The organism is Mesorhizobium sp. NFR06 (assembly GCF_900115245.1).
GTDB lineage: Bacteria > Pseudomonadota > Alphaproteobacteria > Rhizobiales > Rhizobiaceae > Mesorhizobium.
Window position 1 is genome coordinate 146019 of sequence record NZ_FOVT01000012.1, and the last position, 16884, is coordinate 162902.

Here is a 16884-nt window from a genome sequence, read left to right on the forward strand (position 1 = left end):
CTTGGGGGTACCCTGGCACGGAAGTTGCTGGGCGTGTCATTGACAGAACAGCAACCGTGACCGAATCCCGGGGGAACCCTTTATCTTGAAACCGGAACGACCTTCCATCCTGATCGAAATGCCTTCGATCTTGATCCTGGGAACGCGCGGCATTCCGGCTTCGCACGGCGGCTTCGAGACATTCGCCGAGCGGCTCGCGCTTTTCCTGGCGGGGCGCGGCTGGAATGTCGGCGTCTACTGTCAAAAGGAGGTCGAGCGCGTCAGCCAAAGGGTAAGCACCGAGAGGTGGCGCGGCATCGAGCTCATCACCATCGAGGTCGCCTCCAAGGGCCCGCGCGCGACACTGGAATTCGACTGGCAATGCGTGCTCGACGCGGCAAGGCGGCCGGGCGTGTGCCTGGTGCTCGGCTATAACGGCGCGGTGTTCCTGGCCTGGCTCAGGCTGATGCGGCGCAAGATCATCACCAACATGGACGGCATCGAGTGGCGGCGACCGAAATGGGGACCGGCGGCGCGCAGCTGGTTCTGGCTCAACGAATGGATCGGCGCCTGGCTCTCGCACCGGCTCGTGGCCGATCACCCGGCGATCGCCGACCACCTGGCGACAAGGCGGCCGCGCAGCGCCATCGCCACCATTGCCTATGGAGCGGACCCGGTGACCTCGGCGCCGGAGGAGCCCATTCGCGCTCTCGGGCTCGAGCCCGGCAAATATCTGGTGTCGATCGCGCGCATCGAGCCCGACAACAACATCCTGCCGATCGTCGAAGCCTTCCGCCGCCGCGATCGCGGCGACGTGAAGCTGGTGGTGCTGGGCACGCTCGACGACGACATCGCCTACCACCGCGCGGTGCGCGAAGCGGCGGGCAGCACGGTGGTGCTGCCGGGCGCGATCTACGACCAGGCGACGGTGAAGGCGCTGCGCTACCATGCGCGCGCCTATATGCACGGCCACACGGTGGGCGGCACCAACCCCTCGCTGGTGGAGGCGCTGGCCGCCGGCAACATGGTGATCGCGCATGACAACCGCTACAACCGCTGGGTCGCCGGCGAGGCAGCGCTTTATTTCGGCGATACCGACAGCCTGAGCGAACGGATCGACGAGGCGCTGGCCGACGACGCGCTGGTGGCGCGCCGCAGCAAGGCGGCGCGAGCGCGGGCGAGCGAGGCCTTCCGCTGGGACGACGTGCTCACCGCCTATGAGAAGGAAGCGCTGCGGCAGCTCGGCGTAACCGCCGCCATGCCGGCGAAAGCCGACCGCGCCCGTCCCGCATGACCGGCTGGTCGCGCCGCCGGATCCTCGGCGCGGCGCTGGCCGCGGCGACAGTACCACTGGCGAGCGCGGTTCCTCCGTCAGCCTCCGCAGCGCGTGCCACCCTCGGCGAATGGCCTTTCAGGCGCGGCGTCAACGCCTGGCCGTGGTTCGCGCTGACGCGCGAATTTCCCGCGCCCCGCACCGATTACGACTGGCCGCCCTTCCAGCCGCAGCGGCCGGTGCCGACACCGGCCGACCTCGCCCGGCTGCGCGCCAGCGGCCTCGATTTCATCCGCCTGCCCGTCGATCCGGGCCCGTTCCTTGCCGCCGACGCGGGTCGGCGCGCCGATCTCATGGCAATGCTGGGCGCGGCGGTCGAAGCGGCTCGAGCCGCCGATCTCGGCGTCATCGTCAACGTGCAGGCCAACGGCGCCACGCATTACTGGAATCCCGAGCGCATGGTTTCCGGCATCGAGGCGCCGGAATTCGCGCGCTACCAGGTCTTCGTCGGCGAAGTGGCCGGCATGATGGCTGATCTGGCGCCCGGCAGGATCGCGCTGGAGCCGGTCAACGAGCCGCCGCAGGACTGTTCCTCTGAAGCCTGGCCCAAGGTGCAGGCGGCGTTGCTGACCGCGGCGCGAGGCTCGGCGCAAAAGCTGCCGCTGGTCGTCACCGGCGGCTGCGGCTCGATGGTGCGCGGCCTGACCGCGCTCGACCCGGGGCCGCTGGCGGATTACGAGCCGATCCTGTTCACCTTCCACTTCTACGAACCCTATCTGTTCAGCCACCAGGGCGCGCCGTGGATGCGCGAGCCGGTCTACCGCGCGCTGAACAACGTGCCGTGGCCGGCCTCGGCCGGGACACTGGATGCGACGCTGGCTTCCGTCAGGGCGCGCATGGCCGAGGACAGCGAGAGGTCCGACGAGGCCAAGCGCGCCGCCTATGCCGAGACCGAGCGCGTGCTCAAGGTCTATTTCGACGCGCAGCCCGACCGCGGCTTCATCGACAACTATCTTCGCCAGGTGCGCCAGTGGGCGGACGGCCACGGCATCGCGTCTCGGCGCATCATCATGGGCGAATTCGGCGCGCTGCGCACCGATGCCCGCTACACCGCCGCGCCCAACCCGGACCGCGCCCGCTACGTCGCCGACGTGCGGCGGAGCGCCGAAGCCTTCGGCTTTCCCTGGGCGTTCTGGGACCTGTTCGACGGCATGGGCATGATGGACGACACCACCCGCGCGCTCGACCCGGCAATGGTCGAGGCGCTCGGGCTGACGATGCCGGCGGATTGAGCTTTATCTTTGAATCGGAGCCAACCCATGCGTCGTCATTCTAGGGCGGAGCAAGGAGCGAAGCGACGCGCGCAGACCCTAGAATCCATGCCGTAACGCCGGCCATAAGATGCAGCGGTCCAGAATCGTCGCCAATGTCGCCATCCGCTATCGCAATTGCATGACCGGTTACGTCCATACATCGCCGACGCCATCCAGCGCGAAACGTCATTGAAGCGCTGGCCGCGCCACTGAAGGTCGAGCTCGTCGAGAAGACCAATCACGAATGGTTCGAGCTCTTTCTCGGAATGGCCGGTGATCGTTCCGCACTGTCGCGGCGCTCATGCGTCACGGCATGGATTCTAGGGTCTGCGCGCGTCGCTTCGCTCCTTGCTCCGCCCTAGAATGACGACACCCGCGCTATGCGGTGCTCCTTGCGGCCTCCCCCTCTCGCCGGCCGGTAAAGCGCCAGCGCAATCACCACGAATTTGGTCAGCAGCGTCGTCTTCGAAGCGATACTTTCGGAGGTGTTGAGCAGGATCAGCCAGCCCAGCATCGGCAGCCAGATGCCCGGGTGGCAGCGGCGTGCGACCTCGTGCATGAACAGCGCGAAGCCGAAGAAGATCAAAAGCGTGAAGAACGCGCCCTGGTAGAGCGTCATGCGCAGGACCGGGTTCTCGATGCCCTGCTCCAGGCCGGTGATGCGGCGCATGCTGTCGAGCAGGTCGACGTCGGGCCCGACGATGAGGTCGCGCAATTCCAGGTGCCTGAAGAGGTCGAACATCTCGACGCGGGCATTGGCGCTGCCGCTGTCGGAGACGAAACGTTCGAGCAGCGCGTCGAAGAAGCCGTAATAGCCGGCGAGCGCGATTGCCAGCGGCAGCAGCGCGGCGAGCACGATCACCAGCGCCGCGCCGAGAAGGTTGACGCGTCCGGTCCTGAGCTGCGCAAGGCCGCGGATGAGCACATAGACGCCGCCGAGCAGGATCGTCAGCACCATCCCGGAGCGACCGCCGAAGGCGACCAGCGCGCAGAATTGCAGGCCGACGAGCCCAAGCCTGAGCGGCGTCGACAAGCCGCGCGAGCCGGACAGCAGCGACAGCACATAGATCGACGTGACCGTGGCATTGGAAAGCGGGTGCCCCTGCAGCGCGGTGGAGCGCAGGTCGTTGACGAACACGGCGCCGTCGAACCTGTAGGGAAACACCAGATGCTTGGTGCCGAACTCGAAGAGCGCCAGCAGCGCGTTGACGGTCATGACGACATGGATGACGACCCGCAACCAGGCAAAGGTCTTCTCGTCGTCCTCGCCGAGCAGAAGCACGAGCAGCGCCGGCGCGACGAAAGTGTCGATCATGCCGGCCATGCCGGGACGCTGCCTGAGGATGACGACGACCAGAAGCACCGTCGAGATCACCGCCATCAGCATCGTTGCCGGCCGCTTGTTGGCGACGTGGACCGCGTAGCCGACCGGATTGCCGAAAGTGCAGGAGCGCCAGATGAAGACGAGCACGACAAGATAGGTCGACGGGTGGATCTTGCTCAGCGCGCTGCCTTGCAGGCCGTCGTAATTATAGCCGACAAGCCACAGCATGCCGCCGGAAACCGAAAATAGCAGCAGCACCGCAACCGTCAGGCCGAGCCGGGTCAGCGTGTCGACGGAGACGACGCGCCGGCCGGTCGCGCCATAAGCCGAAGCCGGGACAGGCCGCGTTGGGCCAGCCAGGACCGAGGCCATTTCAGGCCGCCTCGTCGACCAGCATGGCGCCGGTCGGCAACCGCCCCATGACGGAGACCGCTTGCGAGGTCGCGGCGACGTCGCGCATCGGCGTCGCGTTCAGCCTGGCGACCAGCAGGATCTCGTCGGCCATGGCGACCAGCGGCAGGACGTTGAGGTCGTCGGCCAGCGCGCCGCCGTCGACGACGACGAGCTCGAAGCTGTGATTGGCCTCGGCCAGCATGCGATGGGCGAAATAGAGCGCCTGGGCTTCCTGGAACACCGCGGTCGGCCGGCCCCGGCCGATGAGCGCCACGGAACTGCCCGGCGCGTAGCGGCTGACGGCGTCGAGCGGATATTCGCCGCGCAGCACGTCGAGCACGCCGGGCTGCGGGTCCTTCTGGCCCTTGCCGGCATTGATGTCGATGAACAGCACGCGCCGGCCCCTGGCCGCCGCGGCATTGGCGAGCTGCCAAGCCACCCTGGACCGCTGCGCCTTGTCCTCGGGCGGCGACGCCACCAGGATCGAGGGCACCAGCGGCCAGTCGGGCGGGCGCCTGGTCGAGGCGGCGATGCGCTGCAGCGCAAGCCCGGCCACGGCGTCGGTCTTCGCAGGCGCTGTGCCGGAGCGGCCGAACGGCCAGCGGCGGCGCGCCGCCTTGCCGGGCAATACGCCCAGCACCGGCGCCTCGATGGCCGACTGCATCTGGTTGGCGGAAAGCACGGTCGGTGAGAGATATTCGGCGATCAGCGCCATGCCGATGCCCAGCGCCAGTCCGCCGAAGACGGCGCCGAACACCAGCAGCCCCTTCGGCGGCCAGCTCTTCTTCAGCGCCGGCATGGCATAGGAGATGATGCGGGCATTGGTGCTGTTGACGTTGGTCTGCTCGCGCGTTTCCTGGGCGCGCTGCAGGTAGTTGGCATATACGGTGCGCACGGCATCGAGATCGCGCTGCAGCTCGCGCAGCCTGACGGACGCCTGGTCGGTGTCGAGCGACTTGCCTTTCAGCGACGCCATCTTGGCCTGCAGATCCTTCTGATTGGCCACGGCGCGCTCGTAGTCGGTCTCGGCGGCGGTGACGAGGCGGCCGAGCTCGCGTGAAATCAGCTTGCGCAGGTCGCTCAGCTGCTGCTGCGCCGCAATCATCGAGGGATGGCGCGGCCCGAGCTCGGTGCCGAACTGCGAAATCTGGTCGACCAGCGTCGCTTCCTGCGCCCTGAGGCTGGCGATCACCGGCGAGCGCATCGCTTCGGAGGTCGCATCCGGCGCACCGCCCTGCCGGCGCAGCTGGTCGACCTGGGCCTTGAGCTGCGCGGTGCGGGTCTGGGCGGCGGTCAGCTGCGTGTTGAGGTCGGTCAGTTCCTGGTCGCTGACCAGATTGCCGGCGGCCATCACCATGTTGTGCTCGGCCTTGTAGGTCTCGACGGCGTTGGCCGCCTGCTCGACGCGCTTGCGCTGGTCGTCCAGCCGGGCGCTGATCGCGTCGGAAGCCTGGGCCGCGGCCTGCGAGCGCGCGGCCGCCTGATCGTCGAGATAGGCCTGCGCAATGGCGTTGGCGAGCTTCGCCGCCAGGTCGGCGCTCTTGGCGGTGACGACGATGTTGAGCACGAGCACCTTGTCGTCGCGCTTCACGGCCAGGCGGCGGCGCAGCGCATCGAGCGTCTCAGCCGTCCTGTCGCCGTCGTCGGAGCCGAAGACCATGCCCAGCCAGCGGTCGAGCACGCCCTCGCCGTTGAACTCCGGGTTCTTGGTCAGATTGGTCGCCGCGATGGCGCGCAAAAGGACGCCGTTCGACTGCGCGACGCTCACCTGGCTTTCGACCTGGGTGATGCCGCCATCCGGCGAAATGCGGCTCGGATTGACGTCGTTGGTGACGACCTGGAGGTCCTGCGGGTCGATGATGATCTGCGCCGTCGAGGAGTAGAGCGCCGGCGTCAGCATGGCATAGATGAGCGTCGCGGCGGTGAGCAGCGCGGTGACGGCAAGGATCATGAAACGGCGCCGCAACAGGATGCGGCCGAGATCGCCAAGCTCGACCGTGGCGGACGCGGGCGCGGGCGCGTAATAGGCCGGCGCCGGCGCGACCGCCTCCGGGGCGTTCCGCTGAGGCACCATGAGCAGGGATGGTTGCAAAGGTCGCTCCGACAACGCTCCATCGGCCGGCAAGACGAGAAATGCGGCGTTGACCTAGCTATTCCCGGCAACGATTAAAACACTGTTAATTATGTTCATAAATTCATGCCGTGCTGGCACGAAGTTTGCACCGACGCAGTGGAATTTGAGTGCAGCCCAAAATCAGGAGACATCGTGCGCATGCGGCGGGAACTTGACCTGGCCAGCCGGGCCGCCGGCGGCGGATGCGAGCCGCCCGAGGCTTGGCCATGCGGCTGAATCTGCGCCTCGACGGCGATTGCGTGCGCGCCTTCCATGTCGCGCTGGCGGAGCAGCTGTCGCTGCTTCCCGGCGTGGAGCTTTCGATCGACGCCCGGCCGGCGGCAGGCGGTGTGCCGCGCGGCGCCGAGGCGCTGTTCCAGCTTGAGACGCTGATCCATCGCCTGACCGCCGATGGGACGGCCAGGCGTGTGCCGGTTTCGACGCTGGCCCGCCATGCGAGGCCGTCCACGCCGGCCGACCTCACCATCGATCTCACCGGCGATGTCGAGCCGCAAGGCCGACGGGTCTGGCGGCTCGCCTATGACGGCGTCTGCGGCGAGGAGGCCCTGCTGGCGCCGATCCTTGCCGGTCGCACGCCCTCGGCCCGCCTCGAACAGAACGGCGCAACCGTTGCCGAGGCACGGCTCGGCACCGAATATCACGGCATTGCGCTTGCTTGCTTCCAGGACATGCTGGCGCGCAGCGCCAGCCTGATCGTCGCGGCGGTGAACGGCGCCGTGCGCTCGACGCTGCCGGTGCTGCCCGAGCCGTCATCCGAAGCGCTACCCGCGGCCATGCCGTCGGCCGCGAGACTCGGCGTGCGGGCAGCCAAGGCGACGGCGCGGCGCATTGTGCAGCAGATCTATCATCTGTGCTACAACGCCCCGCACTGGCGGGTCGGCTGGCGCGAGACCGGGGGCAAGGACCTGTACGACCTGCGCGCCCATCCGCAATCCGGCTGGCGCGATCTGGCCGACGACGGCAGCCGCTTTTATGCCGACCCGTTCCCGGTGCTTTACCGCGGCCAGGTGACGCTGTTCGTCGAGGACTATGTCCACCGAACCGGCAAGGCGATCCTTTCGGCGGTGGCTTTCGGGCCGAACGGACCGGCCGGCCAGCCGAAGCCGGTGCTGGAACTGCCCTATCACCTCTCCTACCCCTTCGTCTTCGAGCGCGACGGCCAGATGTGGATGGTGCCGGAAAGCTCGGCCAACCGCAGCGTCGACCTCTACCGGGCCACCGCCTTCCCGGGCGGCTGGGTGAAGGAGGCGACGCTTTTGTCGGACATCGTCGCCAGCGACGCCACGCTGGTCGAGCATGGCGGACGCTGGTGGATGTTCGCCACCGTGCGCGACGGCGGCGGCGCCTTCTCGGACCAGCTCTATCTCTGGTCGGCGCCGGATTTCCGCGGACCGTGGACGCCGCATACGAAGAACCCGGTGCTGATCGACATCGCTTCGGCGCGACCGGCGGGCCGCATGGTCAGCCGCGGCGGCCAGCTTCTGCGCCCGGTGCAGGATTGCCGCCGCAGCTATGGCGCGGCACTCGGCATCGCGCGCGTCACGCAACTCGACGAGAGCGGCATGGAGCAGGTCGTCGAGACGATCCTCAACCCCGGCGCCGGCTGGGCCGGCCGCAAGCTGCATACGCTCAACGAGGCGGGCGGACTGGAGTTCATCGATGGCTCGGCCATGGCGCCGCGCTGGAAGCAGGCCAAGAACGGCACCACCCAGGGCGATGGGAATTAACCTAACCTTTCATTGCTACCCGGCTCGCCCCTGGGTTGCTTGAGATTGTTTTGACCACCAGGGATATTTGTCCCCGTGAGCTTGGAGAACAGAAATGAGCACCGAACAGGGGCGCGAAACACCTGCCGCGCCGACCGGCCGGGCCGAGGTCGATGTGGCGATCGTCGGCGCGGGGCTAGCCGGCACGGTGCTCGCGCTGTCGCTCGCCAAGGCGGGCCGCAAGGTCGCGCTGGTCGATCCTCATCGTATCCACCATGACGAATTCCGGGCCGAGAAAACCCGCGCGGAGCAGATGGGGCTGTTCGAGAAGCTAGGCCTCGGCCCGGTTTTCAGGTCCCTCGCCACGCCGATGACCGATCTCCATGTCTTCCGCTTCGGCCAGTTGTTCGAGCGCAAGCAGACCTGGGAGTACGCCTTCTCCTACACGCCGCTGGTCAACGGCCTGCGCGCGGCGCTGCCTCCGCACGTGCCGCTGACGGTGGGCAAGGTCGCCGAGGTGTCGACCGGACCGGACCGGCAGCGCCTGGTGCTCACCGACGGTTCCGCCATCGATGCCCGGCTGCTGGTGGTGGCCACCGGCTACAGCGAGGCGGTGCGGCGCGCCATCGGCGTCGAGCGCATCGAGGAATCGAAGGCGCATTCGCTGTCGATGGGGTTCGATCTCGCAATCACGTCGCAGGATTTCGGCTTGCAGTCCCTCACCTTCTACGGCAGGCGGATCGCCGATCGAATTGCCTTTCTTACCCTCTTCCGGATCGGCGAGCGGTTGCGCGCCAACATGTTCGTCTACCGGACCGTCGCCGACCCGTGGGTGCGGACGTTCCGCGAAAACCCGCAAAAGATGCTGCTGGAACTGATGCCGGAGATTGCCGAGCGGTGCGGCGGCTTCGCCGTCGCCAGCGAGGTCGAAGTGAGGCAGGTCAGCCTGACGACGACGCGGGGCCATCGGCGCGACGGCGTCGTCTTCATCGGCGATGCGTTCGCCACCACCTGCCCGGCGCAAGGCGACGGCATCCACCGGGTGCTGACCGATGTCGATTGCCTCAGCTCGACGCATATCCCCGCCTGGCTCGAAACGCCCGGCATGGCGGCCGAAAAGATCTGCGCCTTCTACGACGATCCGATCAAGATCGCTGCCGACGAAAGAGCCATGCGCGCCAGCATCTACGCCAGGCGGATCACCACCGAGACCGGGCTGGAATGGCGGCTGCGCCGTCTGCGCAACAACACCGCGCGCCATTTGATGATCTTCGCCCGTCGGTTCCGCGACGCGGGAAAGCCGGTCACGTCGCGCCTGGCCCAGGAGGAACTGCTTTCCTCCGAACCGGCAGAGCGCCCGGCTGGGAACATAATCGCGAGCGAGCTTACCAATCCGTAGGTCGCGATCCTCGGCGCAGCCGGTTTAGATCATTGTGAGCAGTGTCTCCTGCTCGGCGGGACAGCGCAACCGTCGGCACCAGTTGGCCCGCTGCCGCCTCTGCCGGCTCGGCAGCAGGCCCCCTCTCCGTCCGCATTGCGGCCACCCTCCGCCGCTTTGCGGGGGCGAGGAACCAGCGCTCTTCGAGTGTCGGGATTGGCCGCGCCATCCGCTTCGCCCTATCTTCGGATTGGAACAAGGATGACGACCATGACCCGCATCCGGGCAATGACGCGCGACGACCTGGCCGACGTATCGCGCCTGCTCGGCCAATCCTGGCGCAGGACCTATGCGCCGATCATGGGCGACGAGACCGCGGCCCGGCTTTCCGACGACAAGCACGCGCCGGAAAAGCTCGCGGCCGAGCTCGACGACGAGGACAAGATGTCCTTCGTCGCCGAACGCGCCGACGGTTCGATCGCCGGCTACGCCATGGCGGCGATGGACGCAAAGGGCGATGTGATGCTGGACCGGCTGCATATCGAGCCGCAGGCGTTCGGCAGCGGCCTGGCGGCGGACCTCTTGCATGCGGTGCTCGCCGCGCATGCCGGCATCCCCAGCATCGCGCTCGAGGTGATCGAGGGCAACGACCGGGCGATCGCCTTCTACCGCAAGCATGGCTTCGAAGTGGTCGAACGCCGGGAGGCCGCGCATGGTGTCGACGGGCACGCCTCGCTGATCATGCGCCGCATGCTGCCGAGGGCTTGAGCGCCGCTGGACGCCCTCCTTCCCGGCCCTATAATTTAGCCGGATTGCAAATTCGGCCGGAGAGAACGCATGAGCCTCAGCAAGCACAAACTCGGCAGCCAGGGGCTCGAAGTCTCGGCCATCGGCCTCGGCTGCATGGGCATGAGCCAGTCCTACGGCCCTGCGGACGAGGCGGAATCGATCGCCACGATCCACCGGGCGATCGAGCTCGGCTGCACTTTCCTCGACACGGCCGAGGTCTATGGACCCTTCATCAACGAGGAACTGCTTGGTCGCGCCCTGAAAGGCCGGCGCGATCAGGTGACGATCGCGACGAAGTTCGGCTTCCGCATCGCCGACGGCAAGCAGGCCGGCGTCGACAGCCGGCCGCAGCACATACGCGAGGTGGTGGAGGCTTCGCTCGCGCGGCTGGCCACCGACCGCATCGATCTCCTCTACCAGCACCGCGTCGACCCGGCCGTGCCGATGGAGGATGTCGCGGGCGCCGTCGGCGAACTGGTGGCCGAGGGCAAGGTGCGCTTCTTCGGCCTGTCGGAAGCCGGCATCGCCAACATCCGTCGCGCGCATGCCGTGCATCCGGTCTCGGCGCTGCAGAGCGAATATTCGCTGTGGGAGCGCAACCTCGAGCCGGAAATCATCCCGGCGCTGAAGGAGCTGGGCATCGGCCTGGTGCCGTTCGCGCCGCTCGGCCGCGGCTTCCTCGCCGGTGACGTCAGGCGGGCGGAAGACTATCCCGAGGGCGATTTCCGCCGCGGCGATCCGCGCTACCAGGGCGAGAATTTCGGCTTGAATGTCGCGGCGGCCGCCACCGTGCGCGACATCGCCGCGGCAAAAGGCGTCAAGCCCGGCCAGATCGCGATCGCCTGGCTGCTCGCCAAGGGGCCGGAATTCGGCATCGACATCGTGCCCATCCCTGGCACCAAGCGGCGGACCTATCTGGAGGAAAACGTCGCGGCGGCGGACATCACGCTGGACGCCACCGAGATGCTGGGGCTCGACATGGCGCTGACGCCCGACAAGGTGTCCGGGCCAAGGTATAACGAGCGGGCGATGTCGACGGTGGACCGGTAGGCAGTTACCCGCCCCTTACTTCTTCTTGCAATCCGGCAACGCCTCCATCGCCTTCCTGGCCTCTGCCTCGCTGTCGTATTTCTTCTTGCCGAGATCGACGACAAGCGTCCCATCGGGCTTTTTCGGCACGATCTCGCACTGTTTCGACACGGCATCCCTGGCGACCCAGTATTGGTCGGCGGCGATGGCAGGCAGGCTGGCAATGCCGGTGGCGAGGATAGCGAAAGCGATGGTACGGACCATTGCCGATCTCCATTGTTGCCGAAAGCAGGCGGGAACTCGCGGCGGCACACTGCTGCGAACATGACGGAAAACCGCCATGCGCTTTTTTGCCGAAACTGCTTCAACGGAAACGCCGTGCTCGGCCTTCCGTTCCGGCATCGTCCTGCGTTCCCGGGCGGCGACAAGAAGGCCCAAATTCATTGCATCCGCCGGCCCATCGAAGAAAGCCTGGCGCAGCGGCAAAGCGGGCCTTGACTTCGTCGAGCCGTTGCCCAGATCGGTGCTAGCCGATCTCGTGCGCAAGCGCTGGACATGCGGGTGCGATCGGAGCGCGGCCGACGCCCCCCGCAGGACCAGTCAGGCCAGCACAGCCTCGACGCTGTCCGGTGCCCAGGCACCTGCATCGCCTCTTGCAACCGAGAAGGAGACATCGAAATGGCTATGCGCGATCTCATCCCCTGGGCCCGGGAAGGCAACAAGACCCCCGGTCTCTATCGCGAAAGCGATCCCTTCATGGCGCTGCATCGCGAGATGAACCGCCTGTTCGACGACGCGTTCCGCGATTTTGGCAGCAGGATGCCGTCGCTCGGCGACTATTTTGGCGGACGCGCCGGATGGCCGAGCGTCGAAATCTCCGACACCGACTCCGAAGTCCGCATCACGGCCGAGATGCCCGGCATGGAGGAGAAGGACGTCGAGCTGATGCTGGACGACGGTATGCTTACGCTGCGCGGCGAGAAGAAGTCGCAGACCGAGGACAAGGACAGGCAGTTTTCCGAGCACTTCTATGGCCGCTTCGAGCGGCGTATTCCGCTCGGCACCGAGATCGAGGAAGACAAGGTGCGCGCGGATTTCCACAACGGCGTGCTCACGGTGACGCTGCCCAAGACCCAGCGCGCCCAGGCGAGGGCCAGGCGTATCCCGATCGGCGCCGGTGCCGGCTCCCCCAAGAGCAAGCATTGAAGGCCGGCCGGGGCATAGGATCATGATGCCGAAAAAGCGTGAAGCGGCTTTAGGACGACATCATGCTCTATCGCTTTGATTAAGGGCAGGATGATTTCAGGTCGACTCGACGTGAAATCGTCCGGCTCCAGGCAAGAGCTGTTCCAGGAAACGGTTCCACTTGGAATTGCGTAGATTGCAGAGCTGTGCCCGGCCCGACGGTTCATCCGCCCGAATGTGGGTCGATGCCATAGGGGTGTACGGGATAGCCAGGGCCGATCACTTCGCCCACCCGACCGATCCAGGCGCCGACCGCCGGATAATCGGCGAGCGAAAAACCGCAATCCTCGGCGCGGTGGCTGTAGGCATAGACGGCGATGTCGGCGATGGTGAGCGTGTTGCCAACCAGGAAAGGCGTCGCTTGGAGGCTACGCTCGAGAGCGCCAAGCGCGCGGGCGCCGGTCTCGCGCTTGCCGGCGACCAACGCCTGATTGCGCTCCAGTCGCCCGGTCAGCGTCCAGAAGCGCAGCGAGCCGATGACCGGCTCGACGTAGTACTGCTCGAAGAACAGCCACTGCATGACCTTGGCGCGTGCAAGGCGGTCCGCCGGTAGATAGGGCGTGCCCTCCGCGACGCAGGCGAGGATCGCGTTGGACTCGGCGATCGCCTCGCCATTCTCCACGGCGAGCACCGGAACGGCGCCGGCCGGATTGAGTTTCAGGAACGCGTCCGTGTGGCTCTCGCCCTCGAAGATCGACACTATGCGTGTCTCGTAAGCGATGCCGAGAAGGCCGAGCAGGACGCGAACTTTCCAGGCATTTTGCGACGGGAGATAATCGTAGAGCGTGAGCATAGGGCGGTGGGCCTTGGTTTCGTGACATTGCTTCGCATAGAGGGGTGGAAGGCGCCACCCGATTTATGCGGAGCTAATATGAGCTGCGAGACGCTGACATAGATAGTGGAAAGCCCTGACGGCCTCCGATTGTTACCCCCGCCCCGCAATATCCTTCGCCACCGCCTGCGCCTCGATGCCGATCTCGCGCAGCAGGCCGGTGACCGGGTTGTAGAAGCCGACGAGATAGACGCCGAGCTGCCTCGCACGCGGATTCACCCCGCTCTTTTCCGGCCGCAGCTCCGCCGGCAGGAAGCCGTCATAGCCCGGGCGGTAGCCGGTGGCGAAGATCGCCGCGTCGAACTTCTTCTCCACCCCGTCGGCGAATGTCACGCCGTGCCCGGTGAAGCTTGCGATATCCGGCGCGATGCCGATCCGGCCGGCCTTGATCGCGGCAACCGTGCCGACGTCGATCACCGGAATGCGCCCGGCCTCGATCTGCGCGAGGATGCCTTGCTTGGGCCGCACGATGCCGTATTTCTCCAGCCGGCCCAGCGCCAGGTCGAGGATTTTCGGGAACATCCAGTCGTTCAGCGCCCGCGGCATGGTCCGGCTGGCGATGCCGACCATCTGGATCGGCACGCCGAACAATTGGCGCGGCACGATGTGGACGCCCTTGCGCAGCGACATGGTCGGCCTGGCGCCGCTATCGGCAAGGTCGAGCGCAATCTCGGCCCCCGTATTGCCCATGCCGACGACCAGCACGTCCTTGCCGGCATAGGGCGCCGCTTGCGTGTAGGCGGAGCTGTGCAGCACCTCGCCCTTGAAGGCCTCGATGCCGGGAAAGCCTGGCATGACCGGCTGGGCGTTGTTGCCGGTGGCGACGATGACCTTGCTGGCGCTGAACGGTCCAGCATCGGTCTCGACCTGCAGGCGGTCGCCCTCGCGACGGATGGATTTCACCGTGACGCCGAAGTGCGGCTTCAGGCCGAAACGCTGCGCATAGGCATCGAGATAAGCGACCACCTTCTCGCGCGGCACATAGCGCGGATGGCTCTTCGGGAACGGCACGAAGGGCAGCGAGGAAAAGGATTTGACGGTGTGCAGATGCAGCCGCCGGTAATGCCGCCGCCATGACGGCGCAATCTCGGCGGCCTTTTCCAGGATGACGAAGTCCTGCCCGGCCTTTTTCAGGCAGGCGGCGACGGCGAGCCCCGCCGGGCCGGCACCGACAATGACGACATTGGTGTCCAAAGGCTTTTCCTCCCGCCAAAGTGGCAGAGGCTATGCCGGGAGACGGGCGCGCGACAAGTAGGGGATATCACCTATCCGCCAACGCTAGAGCATGATGCCGAAAAGCGTGAAGCGGTCTTCGGACGACATCATGCTCTATCTCTTTGTTTTGACGCAATTCCTGACGGAAAACCGTGTCACACTTTTCCTGGAATTGCTCTAATCCGTCGCGGCCGGCGCCCCGGGCTCGTCTTCGGGCGGTTCGAGGATCTCGATCAGCTTTGCCACGCGCGGGCCGGGCATTGCGTGGCCCTCATTCACCAGCGCCTCGTCGGCGCCGATCCAGGCGAAGGCCTCGCGCAATTCCTCCAGGCTGGCGCCGGTGAGCGCGATGTCGGCGATGACGGCTTCGTCCACCGGTCCAAGCACGGAAATGATTTCGTTGCGGGTCATCTTGTCCTCCCTCACAGGTCGGGATGATTGCGCAGGGAAAACGACCGAGCGGTGAAGCGGGTTCCGAGCGCGGCGGCACATCTGCCCCAAGCGTGTTCTCGACTATGTTCCCCGGCCTTGGCCGGGTTCGCTTCGAGCATCCGTTGTTAGGCCGGGCGACGCCTTGTAGGTTGGAACGACAGCTCGGACATTGGAAACATGGCGGGAGATTGGAAACATGGCGCTCAAGCGGATGGACAACGTCGGAATCGTCGTCGAAGACCTCGCAGGGGCGATCGATTTCTTTCGCGAACTCGGCCTCGAGCTCGAAGGGCGGGCCACGATCGATGGAGAATGGGCCGGACGTGTCACCGGACTGGGCGATCAGCATGTCGAGATTGCCATGATGCGCACCCCGGACGGCCACAGCCGGCTCGAGCTCTCCCGGTTCCTCGCGCCGCCCGTCGTCGCGGATCACCGCAACGCCCCGGTCAACGCTCTCGGCTACCTCCGCGTCATGTTCACCGTGGACGACATCGACCAGACGCTTGAAAGGCTGCGCAGGCTGGGCGCGCGGCTCGTGGGCGAAGTCGTCCGGTATAAAGACGCGTATCGGCTCTGCTACATCCGCGGGCCTGAAGGGCTTCTCATCGGACTCGCCCAGGAACTCGGCTGAGCGCAATGCGAAGACGAATGGCCAGGAGCGACCAATGCCGGCGAGCGCGTCCGGGTCGCCCACGCAAGAACCGCGCTTCCCGTCCGAGATCCAAAGTGTGCATATGAAGCCCGCCCTCATCCTCGCCGCCCTGCTCCTGCCCTCGCCGGCGCTCGCCGACTGGAAACCCATCGAGAAAATCGAGCCCTATGCCATCTCGGGCCAGAGCGCGGAGCAGCTCTATCTCTCGATCGGCGAAAAGGGTCCGGTCGTCGGCAAGGATACGGCCGGCAACGCGCGGCGCGTCATCGCGCACACCTTCTTCAAGCTGACCTGGCAGCGCGACTACCAGCCGCAAGGCGGCGCCTGCGTGCTGAAGACCGCGAGGCCGAAGCTGATCATCACCTACACGCTGCCGAAACCGGCGGGAAAACTCGCGCCCGCCTTGCAGGCGCGCTGGGATGCCTTCGCCGCCGGGCTGGCCGCGCATGAGAAGGTGCACGGCGCCGGCATCGTCGACATGGTGGACAAGATCGTCGCCTTCAGCACCGGCCTCAGCGCCGAGAACGATCCCGGCTGCAAGAAGGTCAGGGCGCAGCTGACGCAATATCTCGACCAGCTCTCCAGGGCCCAGCGCCAGGGCAGCCGCGACTTCGACAAGGTCGAGTTCGGCGAGAAAGGCAACATGCTGAAGCTGATCGCGGCGTTTTTGAGCGAGGGCTAGTCTTGGCAGAACGAGCGCCGAGGCAGATACAGCTGATCTCCCTCTTAGGGGGAGATATCCGGTCCACCCTCCGCAGCTGCTGCGGAAGGACGGGCAGGACGGAGGGGGGTGCTTGGCGACGAGCCGTTATCGGGTAGCTCCCGTCAGTCGCTGCAACGCCCGCAAGATGCACAAAGAGCCTGCGCTCCAGGCGCGCGATAGGCCATATCTGATCGCGGCCATGGACGAATTGCGGCAGGAACTGGCGAAACCGTTCTGGTGCCGATAGCGGGAACAATTCAGCAAAAAATCAGCAGCCGTTCAGGACAAAGACGACCTGTCTCGGCGATGCTTGCGCATACAGTCCGATCAGCAACCCGCGACGAGCGCCTCTGCCGTCGCCAATCCTGGAGGTTGGTCATGCAAGCGAACGCCGAAGCGCCGTTCCCGCCCGCCCAGCTGGCGCGAGAGGAATTGCTGAGATTCCTGTCGACTGGCTTCGCCGGCCCATGTTGCGGTGAGACGA

The 16884-nt window shown here is 66.3% G+C and carries 15 protein-coding genes; 9 read left to right on the top strand and 6 right to left on the bottom strand.

Annotated features, from left to right (window positions below; genetic code table 11):
* Window positions 1–118: 118 nt before the first annotated feature.
* Window positions 119–1273 (top strand): DUF1972 domain-containing protein, encoded by a 1155-nt coding sequence (locus F3H96_RS21075; RefSeq protein WP_149803688.1) that lies wholly within the window; start codon window positions 119–121, stop codon window positions 1271–1273.
* Entirely contained in the window at window positions 1270–2544 is a 1275-nt protein-coding gene (locus F3H96_RS21080; protein WP_149803645.1) for a cellulase family glycosylhydrolase, read from the top strand. The genes F3H96_RS21075 and F3H96_RS21080 overlap by 4 nt, the downstream gene beginning before the upstream one ends.
* A gap of 379 nt (window positions 2545–2923) precedes the next feature.
* On the opposite strand, the gene F3H96_RS21085 is transcribed toward F3H96_RS21080, so the two are convergent.
* Together F3H96_RS21085 and F3H96_RS21090 are read right to left on the bottom strand one after the other, a co-directional pair.
* Window positions 2924–4261 carry a VpsF family polysaccharide biosynthesis protein gene (locus F3H96_RS21085; protein ID WP_210248160.1) on the bottom strand — a complete coding sequence of 446 codons (1338 nt, stop codon included), beginning with the start codon at window positions 4259–4261 and terminating at the stop codon, window positions 2924–2926.
* 1 nt (window position 4262) lies between these two features.
* Window positions 4263–6374, bottom strand: a complete 2112-nt coding sequence (locus tag F3H96_RS21090) for a Wzz/FepE/Etk N-terminal domain-containing protein (RefSeq protein WP_149803646.1) — start codon at window positions 6372–6374, stop codon at window positions 4263–4265.
* Between the two features lie 248 nt (window positions 6375–6622).
* Here F3H96_RS21090 and F3H96_RS21095 point away from each other — a divergent pair, with 248 nt between their 5' ends.
* The 4 genes from F3H96_RS21095 to F3H96_RS21110 all read left to right on the top strand — a co-directional run bounded on the left by F3H96_RS21095 (window position 6623) and on the right by F3H96_RS21110 (window position 11339).
* Window positions 6623–8143 (top strand): formyl transferase, encoded by a 1521-nt coding sequence (locus F3H96_RS21095; RefSeq protein ID WP_149803647.1) that lies wholly within the window; start codon window positions 6623–6625, stop codon window positions 8141–8143.
* A 94-nt stretch (window positions 8144–8237) separates the two neighbouring features.
* Window positions 8238–9521: an NAD(P)/FAD-dependent oxidoreductase gene (locus tag F3H96_RS21100; protein WP_149803648.1), complete on the top strand. Its 1284-nt coding sequence runs from the start codon at window positions 8238–8240 to the stop codon at window positions 9519–9521.
* 249 nt (window positions 9522–9770) lie between these two features.
* Window positions 9771–10268 carry an N-acetyltransferase gene (locus F3H96_RS21105; RefSeq protein WP_149803690.1) on the top strand — a complete coding sequence of 166 codons (498 nt, stop codon included), beginning with the start codon at window positions 9771–9773 and terminating at the stop codon, window positions 10266–10268.
* Window positions 10269–10337: 69 nt separating this feature from the next.
* Window positions 10338–11339 carry an aldo/keto reductase gene (locus F3H96_RS21110; protein WP_149803649.1) on the top strand — a complete coding sequence of 334 codons (1002 nt, stop codon included), beginning with the start codon at window positions 10338–10340 and terminating at the stop codon, window positions 11337–11339.
* A gap of 15 nt (window positions 11340–11354) precedes the next feature.
* Here F3H96_RS21110 and F3H96_RS21115 read toward each other — a convergent pair whose 3' ends face one another.
* Window positions 11355–11582, bottom strand: coding sequence for a hypothetical protein (locus F3H96_RS21115; protein WP_149803650.1), 228 nt, complete (start codon window positions 11580–11582; stop codon window positions 11355–11357).
* 414 nt (window positions 11583–11996) lie between these two features.
* Between F3H96_RS21115 and F3H96_RS21120 the strand changes: the two genes are divergently transcribed.
* Window positions 11997–12524: an Hsp20/alpha crystallin family protein gene (locus F3H96_RS21120; protein WP_149803651.1), complete on the top strand. Its 528-nt coding sequence runs from the start codon at window positions 11997–11999 to the stop codon at window positions 12522–12524.
* Between the two features lie 202 nt (window positions 12525–12726).
* Here F3H96_RS21120 and F3H96_RS21125 read toward each other — a convergent pair whose 3' ends face one another.
* The 3 genes from F3H96_RS21125 to F3H96_RS21135 form a co-directional block, all read right to left on the bottom strand.
* Entirely contained in the window at window positions 12727–13356 is a 630-nt protein-coding gene (locus F3H96_RS21125; protein WP_149803652.1) for a glutathione S-transferase family protein, read from the bottom strand.
* 132 nt (window positions 13357–13488) lie between these two features.
* Complete coding sequence (locus F3H96_RS21130; RefSeq protein ID WP_149803653.1) at window positions 13489–14589, bottom strand: NAD(P)/FAD-dependent oxidoreductase; 1101 nt, start codon at window positions 14587–14589, stop codon at window positions 13489–13491.
* A gap of 198 nt (window positions 14590–14787) precedes the next feature.
* Window positions 14788–15021, bottom strand: coding sequence for a hypothetical protein (locus F3H96_RS21135; protein WP_149803654.1), 234 nt, complete (start codon window positions 15019–15021; stop codon window positions 14788–14790).
* A gap of 217 nt (window positions 15022–15238) precedes the next feature.
* Here F3H96_RS21135 and F3H96_RS21140 point away from each other — a divergent pair, with 217 nt between their 5' ends.
* Together F3H96_RS21140 and F3H96_RS21145 are read left to right on the top strand one after the other, a co-directional pair.
* The gene (locus tag F3H96_RS21140) at window positions 15239–15676 is read left to right on the top strand and encodes a VOC family protein (RefSeq protein WP_149803655.1); all 438 of its coding nucleotides are present in this window, start codon (window positions 15239–15241) and stop codon (window positions 15674–15676) included.
* A gap of 103 nt (window positions 15677–15779) precedes the next feature.
* Window positions 15780–16379, top strand: a complete 600-nt coding sequence (locus F3H96_RS21145; RefSeq protein ID WP_149803691.1) for a DUF922 domain-containing protein — start codon at window positions 15780–15782, stop codon at window positions 16377–16379.
* Window positions 16380–16884: the final 505 nt, after the last annotated feature.

Coding starts and splice junctions, on each gene's coding strand:
- F3H96_RS21135 (WP_149803654.1), bottom strand. CDS start 15,021: ATGACCCGCAACGAAATCATTTCCGTGCTTGGACCGGTGGACGAAGCC.
- F3H96_RS21120 (WP_149803651.1), top strand. CDS start 11,997: ATGGCTATGCGCGATCTCATCCCCTGGGCCCGGGAAGGCAACAAGACC.
- F3H96_RS21095 (WP_149803647.1), top strand. CDS start 6,623: ATGCGGCTGAATCTGCGCCTCGACGGCGATTGCGTGCGCGCCTTCCAT.
- F3H96_RS21110 (WP_149803649.1), top strand. CDS start 10,338: ATGAGCCTCAGCAAGCACAAACTCGGCAGCCAGGGGCTCGAAGTCTCG.
- F3H96_RS21085 (WP_210248160.1), bottom strand. CDS start 4,261: ATGGCCTCGGTCCTGGCTGGCCCAACGCGGCCTGTCCCGGCTTCGGCT.
- F3H96_RS21140 (WP_149803655.1), top strand. CDS start 15,239: ATGGCGCTCAAGCGGATGGACAACGTCGGAATCGTCGTCGAAGACCTC.
- F3H96_RS21125 (WP_149803652.1), bottom strand. CDS start 13,356: ATGCTCACGCTCTACGATTATCTCCCGTCGCAAAATGCCTGGAAAGTT.
- F3H96_RS21105 (WP_149803690.1), top strand. CDS start 9,771: ATGACCCGCATCCGGGCAATGACGCGCGACGACCTGGCCGACGTATCG.
- F3H96_RS21145 (WP_149803691.1), top strand. CDS start 15,780: ATGAAGCCCGCCCTCATCCTCGCCGCCCTGCTCCTGCCCTCGCCGGCG.
- F3H96_RS21080 (WP_149803645.1), top strand. CDS start 1,270: ATGACCGGCTGGTCGCGCCGCCGGATCCTCGGCGCGGCGCTGGCCGCG.
- F3H96_RS21115 (WP_149803650.1), bottom strand. CDS start 11,582: ATGGTCCGTACCATCGCTTTCGCTATCCTCGCCACCGGCATTGCCAGC.
- F3H96_RS21075 (WP_149803688.1), top strand. CDS start 119: ATGCCTTCGATCTTGATCCTGGGAACGCGCGGCATTCCGGCTTCGCAC.
- F3H96_RS21100 (WP_149803648.1), top strand. CDS start 8,238: ATGAGCACCGAACAGGGGCGCGAAACACCTGCCGCGCCGACCGGCCGG.